We start from the raw sequence: 11,679 nt of genomic DNA, 5'->3' as shown, positions 1-11,679 counted from the left end.
CGTCCTACCTCGCCTGCCGAAAAACCCTTATGAATCAATCTGCTGTTACAAGTTTTCCCGTGACCGACAGAGTGAACCAGGCGCTGGAAGTCACTCTGCGTGGAGTCGATGAGCTGCTGCCCAAGGACGAGTGGGTCCAGAAACTGGCCAGGTCCGAAGCCACCGGTGTGCCCCTGCGCATCAAGCTGGGCCTGGACCCGACAGCTCCCGACATCCACCTGGGTCATACCGTGGTGCTCAACAAGATGCGCCAGCTGCAGGATCTGGGCCATCAGGTGATCTTTCTGATCGGCGACTTCACCACGCTGATCGGCGACCCTTCGGGCCGCAACTCCACGCGTCCGCCGCTGACGGCCGAGCAGATCAAGGCTAACGCCGAGACTTATTACACCCAGGCCGCCAAGGTGCTGGACCCGGCCAGGACCGAGGTGCGCTACAACAGCGAGTGGTGTGACCAGCTGGGCGCGCGCGGCATGATCCAGCTGTCGGCCAAGTACACGGTGGCGCGCATGATGGAGCGCAACGACTTCCATACGCGTTTCACCGACGGCAGCTCCATCAGCCTGCACGAGTTTCTGTACCCGCTGCTGCAGGGCTATGACTCGGTGGCGCTCAAGTCCGACCTGGAGCTGGGCGGCACCGATCAGAAGTTCAATCTGATGATGGGCAGACATCTGCAGGCCGAGTATGGTCAGGAGCAGCAGTGCGTGCTCACAATGCCGTTGCTGGTAGGCCTGGACGGCGTGCACAAGATGTCCAAGTCCAAGAACAACTACATCGGCATCACCGAGGACGCCAACACCATGTTCGCCAAGGTGCTGTCGATCTCGGACGACCTGATGTGGGACTGGTACACCCTGCTGTCCTTCAAGAGCCTGGCCGATATCGCCGCGCTCAAGGCCGAGATCGAGGCCGGCGGCAACCCCAAGCATGCCAAGGTGGCCCTGGCCAAGGAAATCACTGCGCGCTTCCACAGCGCAGCGGCGGCCGAGGCGGCCGAGCAGGATTTCATCAACCGCTCCAAGGGCGGCATTCCCGATGACATCCCTGAAATCAGCCTGCCCGGCGCACCGCTGGGCATCGGTGCGCTGGTCAAGCAGGCCAATCTGGCTGCATCGACCGGCGAAGCCAACCGTCTGATCGATGGCGGCGGCGTGCGCGTCGACGGCAACGTCATCAGCGACCGCGCACTGAAGCTGGATGCCGGCACCTTTGTGCTGCAGGTGGGCAAGCGCAAGTTTGCGCGTGTCACGCTGAGCTGAGCTGAGCTGAGCTGAGCTGAGTTGAGCGGTGCGTCACCGCTGCGCGCAACAGGGCAAGACGCCGTCCTTGCCGAGATGGTCTGTCGAAGGTATCAGCCATCAAAATGAGAGCTGCTTACGCTTGATACATCTACGTTTCAATTCATTTTGTATTTGAAGCAGAGGTGGATCAAGCGCTGGCAGCTCTCTTTTTTTATGGGGCCAGCTCGCCCGCTCCCGCGCCCCGCATGGCGTCGCGTGTCTGGCGGGCTTGCTCCATCAGCCACTGGCAGAAGGCTTGCACTTCGGGGCGCTCGCTGCTGCGCGGGCCTTGCAGCAGCCAGTACGACAGCGGCGACGCCAGGCGATGCTCGGGCAATACCTCGATCAGGCTACCGGCCGCCAGCGCATCGGCCACCAGCGGCAGGCGTGCGATCGCCAGACCCTGGCCCGCGAGCGCGGCCTGCACGATCTGGTGGGCGTAGTTGAAGTACAGCCAGCGCGGCGGCTGCAGCTGGTCGCAGCCGTTGGCGGCAAACCAGCGCTGCCAGCTCAGCCACTCCAGCTGGGGCATGCGGTGCACGTCGCCGGTTTCAATCAGCGTGTAGTGGGCCGCATCGGCGGGGCTGCGCACGGCAGGGCCGCTTCTGAGTAGGGTTGGGCTGGCGACCAGCACCAGCTCTTCACCGAACAGAGCCTTTGCCGAGGTATCGGAGACGCCGGCGCTGTAGCGTATGGCCAGGTCCACATCGGTGGTTTCCAGATCCACCACGGCGTCGCCCGTGTCGATGCGAATGTCGATATCGGGATGGGCGCGCTGGAACGCCTCCAGACGCGGAATCAGCCACATGGCGGCAAAGCTGGCCCAGGTGGTGATGGCCACGCTCTTGCGGCCCACGGTCTGGCGGATCTGGCGCACGGTGGCGTCGATCGACTCCAGTGCAGGCTGCACGGCATGCAGCAGCTGGGCACCGGCCCCGGTCAGCTCCACGGCGCGCGAATGGCGCAGAAACAGCGGGATGCCCACCTCGTCTTCCAGCGACTGGATCTGGCGGCTGACAGCGGACTGGGTCAGCGCCAGCTCGTCCGCTGCAGCTCGAAAGTTCAGATGCCGGGCCACGGCCAGAAAGGCGCGCAGATGGCCGGCACCGATGGCGCGGGTGCGAAGCAGCGGAGTGGGGCTGGTGGTGGCATGAGGCATGGCAGGGCAAGCATAAGGCGTTTGCGGCCACTGTTGCCTGCGCTTGCAGTTGCGGGCGCAGGCTATGGGTCGATAATCAGGCGGTTTTCATCCCACAAATCAATATGACTGCACCTCTGGACATCGTCGTCATGGCTGCCGGCAAAGGCACCCGCATGAAAAGCCGCCATCCCAAGGTGCTGCAAAAGCTGGCCGGTCGCGCCCTGTTGCAGCATGTGCTGGACACCGCGGCGCAGCTCAAGGCGCGCTCGGCCGTGGTGGTGACGGGCCATGGTGCTGCGGAAGTGGAAGCTGCCATCACCACCGCCAATGGCGCGGACGGCTCCATGGACCTGAAGTTTGTGCGCCAGGAGCCCCAGCTGGGCACCGGCCATGCCGTGCAGCAGGCCGTGCCTGCGCTCAAGGACGATGGTCTGGTCGTGGTGCTGTCGGGTGATGTGCCGCTGACCCAGGCCGACACGCTGCAGGGTCTGCTCGATGCTGCAGGCAGCGACAAGATGGCGCTGCTCACTGTGACCATGGCCGATCCCACGGGCTACGGCCGCATCGTGCGCAACGATGCCGGCACGGTGCAGCGCATCGTCGAGCAAAAGGACGCCAGCGAAGCCGAACGTGCCATCACCGAGATCTACAGCGGCATCATGGCCGTGCCCGCCAGGCATCTGACGGCCTGGCTGGCCAGGCTCGACAACAACAATGCCCAGGGCGAGTACTACCTGACCGATATCGTCGCCATGGCCGTGGCCGACGGCGTGCCCGTGGTGGGCCACCGCATCGCCGATGCGCTGCAGGTGGCGGGCGTCAACAGCCCGCTGCAACTGGCAGAGCTGGAGCGGGCGCACCAGCTGCGCCAGGCGCGTGGGCTGATGGAGCAGGGTGTGCGCATGGCCGATCCTGCGCGCTTCGACCTGCGTGACGATGCTCGCGGCACCAAGGCCAGCCTGAGCTGCGGCCAGGATGTGGAAATCGACGTGAACTGCATCTTTGCCGGCAAGGTGACGATTGGTGCCGGCGCCAGGATCGGCGCCAACTGCCATCTCAGCAATGTGAGCATTGCCGACGATGCCGTGATCCATCCCTTCACCCACATTGATGGCGAGAAGGCCGGTGTGGAAGTGGGCCAGGGCGCGCTGATCGGCCCGTTTGCCCGCCTGCGCCCCGGCGCCAAGCTGGGCCGCGAAGTACACATCGGCAACTTCGTGGAGGTGAAGAACTCCACCCTGGCCGACGGCGCCAAGGCCAATCACCTGGCCTATCTGGGCGATGCCACGGTGGGCGAGCGCGTGAACTATGGCGCAGGCAGCATCACTGCCAACTATGACGGCGTGAACAAGCACCGCACCGTGATCGAGGCCGATGTGCATATCGGCAGCAACTGCGTGCTGGTGGCTCCCGTGACCATTGCTGCCGGCGGCACGGTGGGCGGCGGCTCCACCGTGACCAAGAACACCGAGGTCGGTGCCTTGACGGTCGGACGCGGCAGGCAGGTCAGCATCCGCAACTGGAAGCGCCCCGAAAAGCTGCCCAAAGCCTGATGGAACCCATGCAGCCAGTTGTTGAAAGCAAGGTGCCTCGGACGCTGGACGAGGCGCTGGCGCTGCTGGCCAGGCGCGAGGCCGAGCTGGCCGCCTTGCGCACGGCCCAGCAGGAATGGGTGCATGCGGTCTCGCATGATCTGCGGGCCCCGCTGCGCCATCTGCTGGCTTTCAACCCGTTGATTGCCGAATTGCTGCAGTCCCCCAGCCCTGGTGTCGAGGACCTGGAAGAGGCGCGCAGCTTTTTGCAGACCATGGACCAGTCCGCCCAGCGCATGGCGGCCATGTTCGAAGGCTTGCTGCAGCTGGCACGGGCCCAGCGCCATGCGCTGCAGCCGCAGCCCGTGGACTTGCCTGCCTTGCTGGGCAGTCTGCGCCAGCGTCTGCAGGCGGGCACGCAAGGCCGGCGCATAGAGTGGTGTCTGCCTGCTGTGGCCCCAAGGCTGCAGGCTGATCCGCATCTGCTGGAGCAGGCTTTGGATGCTGCTCTCGCCAATGCCGTCAAATTCACGCGGGCCATGCCGCTGGCACGCATTCAGGTCGATGTGCAGCGCGACGGGCAAGGCGGCTGCTCCATCTCGGTGACCGACAACGGCGTCGGCTTCGAGCAGGCACGCTCGGGCAAGCTGTTTGGCGTCTTTCAGCGCATGCACCGCGAAGTCGAGTTCGAGGGCCTGGGCATCGGCCTGGCGTTGGTGCGCGACGTCTGCCGCCGCCATGGCGGCGAGGCGGAAATCCAGGCGCAGCTCAATGCGGGATGTCAGTTGCAGATGCACTGGCCCACCTGTCTGCCCTGAGTGGTCAGACCACGTCGCGGTCCAGGCTCTCCTGCCCGGCGCTCGCCGCGCTGATCCGTGTCGACTCGGGTCGCATGGGCATGGTGGAGGGGCTGTGCTGCCTCTCGGGCTGCTGGGTGGCATCCATCACCTGGTCGCGCCCGCCGCTCTTGGCGCTGTAGAGCGCGCTGTCGGCCGCTTTGATCCATTCGGTCACCGAGCTGAAACTGTCATCGGCTGCGGCAACGCCGATGCTTGCGCTGATCTGCAGCTGCGGATAATCGCGAACGCGTATCTGGGCAATTTTTTCGCATATGCGCATGGCCACGGAATATGCCTCCCTGGCCGTGGTGTGCTTGCACAGCACGGTGAATTCATCGCCTCCATAGCGCCCTGCAATATCGTTGCTGCGCAGGCTGTTTCTAATGGCCAGCCCGATCAGCTTCAAAACATCGTCGCCCACAATATGACCGTACAAATCGTTCACGCTTTTGAAACGGTCGATGTCAATCACCAGCAGACAGGTCTGCTCCTTGACGCTGCGGTGCTGGTGCAGGGCGGCACGGGCCTTTTTCCACCAGTAATCGCGGCTGTATACCGTGGTCAGCGGATCGATGCGCCCCAATAGCTTGAGCTGCAGATTCTGCCGGGCCAGAGTCTTGAGCATGCGGCTGTTGGACCAGCTGGCATAGGCGCTGTGCATAACGATCAGCGGCAGCAGGCTCAGCTGCACTGCCAGCGGCGCATCCCATTGCGGGCTGGGCGTGATGGCCAGGCTCATGAAAAACATGCCGCACAGCAGTGCGATCAGGGATGGCAGCCAGCGGCGCTTCAATCCGGTATAGAAACGGTCGGCCACGCCTATGGCCAGAATGCAGATGCCGGGCAGCAGACTCCAGTGCATCAGGGCGATCCAGCAACCGACGATCAGCGCATCGATCAGGGAGTTGAAATACTCCGCCTGGAACTGATCCTGTTGCCGACTTGAATGCAAGAAAGCAATATGCGGCCATGCCAGTGCACTTACCGCCGTGAATGCCCACCAGGCGAGATTGGTTGGGAGATATGACAGGCTCGCAGCCACCACTGCTCCGCCCAGTGCCATATAAGAGGCACGCAGAGGATAGGTGCGTCGGTGAATATCTCGATGCAAGGGCATCTGGTGGATTTGGCTTAAGTCAAGATCGCGAGAATAATCGAATTAATACAATTTGTATCAAATATTAAGGCGCCTGCGCAGCATCTACACCACACATTGCAGTTCAAGAATAAAGGCGTGCAAGTCCCTAATGTTGAGGGGCTGGCAAAGGCAGTTCGGTGCTGAATTTGGCGCGTTTGAGACTGAAGAAGGCTTTGACATTGCGCACATTGGCGTCCTGCGTGAACAGCTTCTGGCTCAAGGCCAGATAGGCTGGCATGTCGGCGCTGGCAATGACGAGGACGAAGTCGGGGCCGGGAGAGACGCGCCAGCATTGCTGCACGCCGGGCTCGGCAACGGCTTTGTGCTCGAACTGCAGCAGCGAGGCACTGTCCTGCCGGTCCAGCGAGACTTCCACAATGGCCTGCAGGCCATGGCCGGTGAAGCGCGCAATGTGTTCGCTGCTGAGGACGGCGACCTGTTTCTCGATCAGACCCAGCTCCTGCAGCCGCTTGACCCGGCGCAGGCAGGTGGCGGCAGACAGCTCCAGCAGCCGGGCCAGGGCCTGGTTGCTCAGGCTGGCATCCCGCTGCAATTGCTGCAGTAGCTGGAGGTCGATGTGGTCCAGATTGATGGAATTTTCATTCATTTATTGGAATTTTATTGAATAAAAAATCAAACTGCAGTGGCTGTGAAATTTTTAGTCATTTTTCATTTTTTATTGATTGAAAATTTTTCATTGCAGCGGATAGCATGCTCGCTCAATCAACCTAAGGTGTACCTCTATGTGTGGCATTGTTGCTGCGGTTTCTCATCGCAATATCGTTCCGGTTCTGGTCCAGGGTCTGCAACGACTGGAGTACCGCGGTTATGACTCCTGTGGGGTGGCGGTGCAGGCCGCGGACGCCAACGGCCTGAGCCTTGGGCTGCAGCGTGCGCGTTCCACAGCCCGCGTGGCCGAGCTGATGGAGCAGGTCAAGACCGAACATGTGGAAGGTTTCACCGGTATTGCCCATACCCGCTGGGCCACCCACGGCGAGCCTGCGGTGCGCAATGCCCATCCCCATTTCAGCCATGGCCCCGGCATCTCTCCCGTGGCCGATGCAGATGCACCGGCACGCGTGGCCCTGGTGCACAACGGCATCATCGAGAACTACGAAGCCTTGCGTACCGAGCTCCAGGCCAAGGGCTATGTATTTGCCAGCCAGACCGACACCGAGGTCATTGCTCACCTGGTGGACAGCCTCTACAGCGGCGATCTTTTCGAAGCCGTGCAGGCCGCGACGGCCCGTCTGCATGGTGCTTACGCGATTGGCGTGATGCACCGGGACGAGCCCCAGCGCGTGGTCGGCGCCCGCGCCGGCTCCCCGCTGATTCTGGGTGTGGGCAAGGACGGCGGCGAGCATTTCCTGGCCAGCGACGCGATGGCACTGGCGGGCGTCACCGATCAGATCGTGTATCTGGAAGAGGGCGATCTGATCGATCTGCAGCCGGGACGCTACTGGGTCATCAGCAGGACTGGCGAGCGTCTGACGGAGCAGCAGCGTCCGGTCAGGACCGTGATGGCACACAGCGGCGCAGCCGAACTGGGCCCTTATCGCCACTACATGCAAAAGGAAATCTTCGAGCAGCCGCGCGCCCTGGGCGATACGCTGGAGGGCTTGAAGAACATTGCCCCCGAGCTGTTTGACGGGGTCACTTCGGAAGGCAAGACCGGTGCTGCGGCCTGGCGCGTGTTCAAGGAGATCGACCGGGTCCTGATTCTGGCGTGCGGCACCAGCTATTACAGCGGCTGCACGGCCAAGTACTGGATCGAGGCGATTGCCGGCATTCCCTGCAATGTGGAAGTGGCCAGCGAGTATCGCTACCGCACCAGCGTGCCCGATCCCAAGACCCTGATCGTGACCATCAGCCAGTCGGGCGAGACGGCCGACACGCTGGCGGCCCTGCGCCATGCCCAGAGCCTGGGCATGAAGCACAGCCTGACCATCTGCAATGTGGCCACCAGCGCCATGGTGCGCGAGTGCGAGCTGGCCTATATCACCCGGGCCGGCGTGGAGATCGGCGTGGCATCGACCAAGGCCTTCACCACGCAGCTGGCCGGCCTGTTCCTGCTGACGCTGGCGCTGGCCCAGTCCAAGGGACGCCTGACGGAAGAGAAGGAGCAGCAGTATCTGACGGCCATGCGCCATCTTCCCGTTGCCCTGCAATCCGTGCTGGCGCTGGAGCCCCAGATCATCAGCTGGGCCGAAGACTTTGCGAAGAAGGAAAACGCACTGTTCCTGGGTCGCGGCATTCACTACCCCATCGCTCTGGAAGGCGCGCTCAAGCTCAAGGAAATCAGCTATATCCACGCCGAGGCCTATCCTGCCGGCGAGCTCAAGCATGGCCCGCTGGCGCTGGTGGACAGCCAGATGCCTGTGGTCACCGTGGCGCCCAACGACGAACTGCTGGAAAAGCTCAAGAGCAATATGCAGGAAGTGCGTGCGCGCGGCGGTGTTCTCTATGTGCTGGCCGATGCCAAGACCAATATCGAAAGCAGCGAAGGCATGCATGTGATTCGCATGCCCGAGAACTATGGTGCACTGAGCCCCATCCTGCACGTGGTGCCGCTGCAGCTGCTGGCCTATCACACGGCCGTGGCACGCGGCACCGATGTGGACAAGCCACGCAACCTGGCCAAGTCCGTCACCGTGGAATAAGCAGACGGTCTCTGCCGTGAAGAACTTTCCTGGCTGAGGTCGCAGTTTCAGGCGACCCGGGAAAGTTTTTCGCGATGACATCCAGGTGTAGCGGATGTGGGCCGCATCCTCCATGCGATGAAAAGCGCTGGTTGCAGCGCTTTTTCTATGGGGCATCGAAGGCGCCCGGCAGATGAGGCTTAGGCGCCGGGGCGATTCAGGAATGCATGGTGTTCCTCAACAAGTCTCAGGCACCCGTATCCGCGTGTTCGTGTGCTACCGACCGGCTCTCAATCTGTGTCGATGCCTGCAACCAGCACAAAGGCAATACGAGCAGGTTTACCGGAGCGGTTGGCCCAGGCATGGTTGGTTCCACGCTGGATCAGAACATCGCCTGCCCGCAGCACGGTCTCTTCCTTGTCCATGATGGCAATCAGCTCTCCTTCCAGCATGAGCGCGTAGTCCACGGAGTCCGTGCGATGCATGCCAGGATGCTCGCCGGGCTGAACATTTCGGTGGGCATCGCCATACATGCGCGAAAACGTCGCATTCAAGGCAGTCTGAAGCTCCTGGGGATCGGCGGGCTCGGCAGGAATATCCAGAATGCGCAGCACGGTACCAAGCGGTGGGGGCGCAACGCCCTGGTGCAGATGAATGGTGTCGGGTGAGCCAATGTGTGCAGGGGCTGCATCCGTTCGCCATAGATTGGTGATGCGATATCCGGGACGTTCCGGCACGAAGCGGATTGCCGGCGATGGGCCATCTTCGGCCAGATAGGAACGTCCTTGCTCATCATTGGCAGTGACGACGCGGCGAATGGGCGCCAGGGTTGTGGAGTTGCTCATGGGCTGGCTGTGATGGATGGTTTAGTTTTTGCTGGCATTGCGCTTGGCTGTCTCGCCCTGCTTGCGAAACTCGGTGGTAATGCGCTTTTCCCATTGCTGACGGCTTTGGTAGTGCACGACCTGATCACCGCTTTGGGCAATGCGTTTGACCGATCCAGACCTGGTGGCTTTGGCGCAGGCATCGTCTAGCTTTGCCAGTGCGGCCTCAGGAACCCCACGGGGTACAAAGAGGCCGGCAAAAGAGTCTTCCTGCACCTTCATGCCCAATTCCCTGAAGCTGGGAATGTCGGGGAACGCGGGATGGCGATGTTCCGAAGTAACGGCCAACAGCCGCAACTTGCCGGCACGAACCTGAGGTGCTGCAGAGGCCGCAATGCTGCTGACAAAGTCCAGACGCCCCGCCAGCAATTCCTGGATCGAACCCGCATCACCCTTGTATGGGATGTGATTGAGTTGCAGCTTCTGGTCTCGCTCAAGCTGATCTATGGCCAGAAACGGGGCCGAGTTGGGGCCGGGAGAGCCGTAGTTCAGTGATTTCTGTTTGGCGGCGGCAATCAGCTCCTCGATTGTTTTGTAGGGGCTGTCGGCACGTACGCTCACGCCCAGAATGTTCTCGGTCACCCCGCACAGCGGTTGCACGACATCAGGGCTCAGCTTGAGTCCCTTGATGTAATGCGGCTGGATGGTGATGGGCGTCATGGGGGTAAAAGCCATGGTCAAGCCGTCGGCGGGAGATTGGGCCAGCACATTCATTCCAATGACGCCAGAGCCTCCCTCGCGCGAGATCACGACGATGCTTTGACCCAGTTGCTTGTGCATTTCCTCCGCCAGAGTCCTGGCCATCACATCGGTAGAGCTTCCTGCCGCCCAGGGATTGATGATGGTCAGCGGCCTGTTCGGAAAATGCTCCTGAGCCTGCAGCGGGCCGACTCCCAGGCAACTCAGCCCCATCACAAGAGATGCTGCGTGGCGCCAGATGTTCATTGCTTGTCTCCTTGTATTCTTGAATTCAGTCAGTCGACTGAATGAATACTGATGCAAAAATGGAGACTGCGCAAGAGGACGATCACCTGACCTCACTATCATTCGCAGTCATGAGAAAAACTGCCTCTGTGGATGTTCCCGCCGGATTGGGGAGAAGGGCTGCCCTGCGCCAAGCCGAACAGGCGCAAGTCACTTCTTCGGAAGTTGAGATGCCGCGTGCCCAAGCAAGGCAGCGCATGCTGTGCGCGGCTGAAAAATTGTTTGCGCAGCATGGCTACGCAGGGACGTCGCTAAGAGCGGTGATGGCTGAAGCAGATGTGGATACAGGGGCGATTCACTATCATTTCAAGAACAAGCTGGGCTTGCTCAAGGCGCTGTTCGAAGAGCGTGTGCAACAGGTCAATGCGCAAAGAGAAGCCTTGCTGGCACAACTCGAACAGCGTCATGCGAACGAGCCACCGAGCATTGAAGAAGTGCTGCGGGCGTTTATTGCTCCCGCATTGCGCACTGCATATGGCTCGCAAGAGTCCTCGTTCAACCGGGTGGCTGCCCTGTGTTCGGTGGATCCTCTGAAGGAAGTCCGAGAGGTCGTATTCAAGGCGTATGACAAAACCGCTCTGAGGTTTGCCTTGCTGCTGCGCAGCGTGACACCTCATCTGAGTGAGACGGAGTTTCAGTGGCGGCTGGAGTGCATGTATGGTGCGATGATGTATATCCGCTCAGACAACGGGCGTGTCAGCCATATGCTCAACGACAGGCATCGCAGTGACCCGGTGGAAAAGGTGATTGAGCAGTTGATTGCTTTCACCGCAGCAGGGTTCGCGGGATCGCCGATGGCGTGAGATGGCGCATCGACCAGGGCGTTGACGGCATGCGATGGAGTGGACGCCGCATGAATCCTGGGTCTTTGCCTGCGGCGCCCATTCGCCGGGATGAAAAAGCGCTCCATGGGAGCGCTTTTTTTGTTTGGGCTTGGCAGGTGGATGGCTGGCTTCAGCGCTGGCTAGACTCCTGCGGCCTTGAAGACCCGACGCAGCACCTGCAGGGGTAGAAATTTAACGCGGCGGCGTTTGAGTTCATGTCGGTAGAGGCGCTCCCTCTCAATGAAGTTGATTTTTTCTTTCATTGCGATGTGTCTGGATGGCTAACCCAGCCAATCTAACAGCGTAGTGCGCATTTTCCGTAACACCCTGTCAGAGGGATTCGGCATCCACATCCCTGCGCTGACGCCCGCATGTCCCGGCATGCATGCAGCTATCCGGGCTCGCCCATGAGAAA

At 61.4% G+C, this 11,679-nt stretch carries 10 protein-coding genes; 5 read left to right on the top strand and 5 right to left on the bottom strand.

Annotation, left to right across the window (positions count from 1 at the left end):
• Positions 1 to 29: 29 nt before the first annotated feature.
• Positions 30 to 1,262 carry a tyrosine--tRNA ligase gene (gene tyrS, locus DJFAAGMI_RS16060; RefSeq protein ID WP_211457874.1) on the top strand — a complete coding sequence of 411 codons (1,233 nt, stop codon included), beginning with the start codon at positions 30 to 32 and terminating at the stop codon, positions 1,260 to 1,262.
• 193 nt (positions 1,263 to 1,455) lie between these two features.
• Here tyrS and DJFAAGMI_RS16055 read toward each other — a convergent pair whose 3' ends face one another.
• Positions 1,456 to 2,442 carry a LysR substrate-binding domain-containing protein gene (locus tag DJFAAGMI_RS16055; RefSeq protein WP_211457873.1) on the bottom strand — a complete coding sequence of 329 codons (987 nt, stop codon included), beginning with the start codon at positions 2,440 to 2,442 and terminating at the stop codon, positions 1,456 to 1,458.
• Between the two features lie 104 nt (positions 2,443 to 2,546).
• Between DJFAAGMI_RS16055 and glmU the strand changes: the two genes are divergently transcribed.
• Both glmU and DJFAAGMI_RS16045 read left to right on the top strand, forming a co-directional pair.
• Positions 2,547 to 3,977, top strand: coding sequence for a bifunctional UDP-N-acetylglucosamine diphosphorylase/glucosamine-1-phosphate N-acetyltransferase GlmU (gene glmU / locus DJFAAGMI_RS16050; protein ID WP_043005351.1), 1,431 nt, complete (start codon positions 2,547 to 2,549; stop codon positions 3,975 to 3,977).
• Positions 3,977 to 4,774 (top strand): sensor histidine kinase, encoded by a 798-nt coding sequence (locus DJFAAGMI_RS16045; RefSeq protein ID WP_211457872.1) that lies wholly within the window; start codon positions 3,977 to 3,979, stop codon positions 4,772 to 4,774. The genes glmU and DJFAAGMI_RS16045 overlap by 1 nt, the downstream gene beginning before the upstream one ends.
• A gap of 4 nt (positions 4,775 to 4,778) precedes the next feature.
• On the opposite strand, the gene DJFAAGMI_RS16040 is transcribed toward DJFAAGMI_RS16045, so the two are convergent.
• Both DJFAAGMI_RS16040 and DJFAAGMI_RS16035 read right to left on the bottom strand, forming a co-directional pair.
• Entirely contained in the window at positions 4,779 to 5,912 is a 1,134-nt protein-coding gene (locus DJFAAGMI_RS16040) for a sensor domain-containing diguanylate cyclase (RefSeq protein ID WP_211457871.1), read from the bottom strand.
• A 127-nt stretch (positions 5,913 to 6,039) separates the two neighbouring features.
• Complete coding sequence (locus DJFAAGMI_RS16035) at positions 6,040 to 6,540, bottom strand: Lrp/AsnC family transcriptional regulator (RefSeq protein ID WP_211457870.1); 501 nt, start codon at positions 6,538 to 6,540, stop codon at positions 6,040 to 6,042.
• 136 nt (positions 6,541 to 6,676) lie between these two features.
• Between DJFAAGMI_RS16035 and glmS the strand changes: the two genes are divergently transcribed.
• Positions 6,677 to 8,593 carry a glutamine--fructose-6-phosphate transaminase (isomerizing) gene (gene glmS, locus DJFAAGMI_RS16030; protein ID WP_211457869.1) on the top strand — a complete coding sequence of 639 codons (1,917 nt, stop codon included), beginning with the start codon at positions 6,677 to 6,679 and terminating at the stop codon, positions 8,591 to 8,593.
• Between the two features lie 269 nt (positions 8,594 to 8,862).
• Here the strand turns inward: glmS and DJFAAGMI_RS16025 are convergent, their stop codons facing one another.
• Positions 8,863 to 9,417 carry a cupin domain-containing protein gene (locus DJFAAGMI_RS16025; protein ID WP_211457868.1) on the bottom strand — a complete coding sequence of 185 codons (555 nt, stop codon included), beginning with the start codon at positions 9,415 to 9,417 and terminating at the stop codon, positions 8,863 to 8,865.
• Between the two features lie 21 nt (positions 9,418 to 9,438).
• Positions 9,439 to 10,401, bottom strand: coding sequence for a tripartite tricarboxylate transporter substrate binding protein (locus DJFAAGMI_RS16020; protein WP_211457867.1), 963 nt, complete (start codon positions 10,399 to 10,401; stop codon positions 9,439 to 9,441).
• 41 nt (positions 10,402 to 10,442) lie between these two features.
• Here DJFAAGMI_RS16020 and DJFAAGMI_RS16015 point away from each other — a divergent pair, with 41 nt between their 5' ends.
• Positions 10,443 to 11,243: a TetR/AcrR family transcriptional regulator gene (locus DJFAAGMI_RS16015; RefSeq protein WP_249334370.1), complete on the top strand. Its 801-nt coding sequence runs from the start codon at positions 10,443 to 10,445 to the stop codon at positions 11,241 to 11,243.
• Positions 11,244 to 11,679 lie beyond the last annotated feature (436 nt).

The sequence above is a fragment of the Comamonas brasiliensis genome (assembly GCF_018292285.1).
Lineage (GTDB): Bacteria > Pseudomonadota > Gammaproteobacteria > Burkholderiales > Burkholderiaceae_C > Comamonas > Comamonas brasiliensis.
The sequence above is the reverse complement of the archived record's forward strand: the minus strand, read 5'-3'. Positions and strand labels throughout refer to the sequence as shown.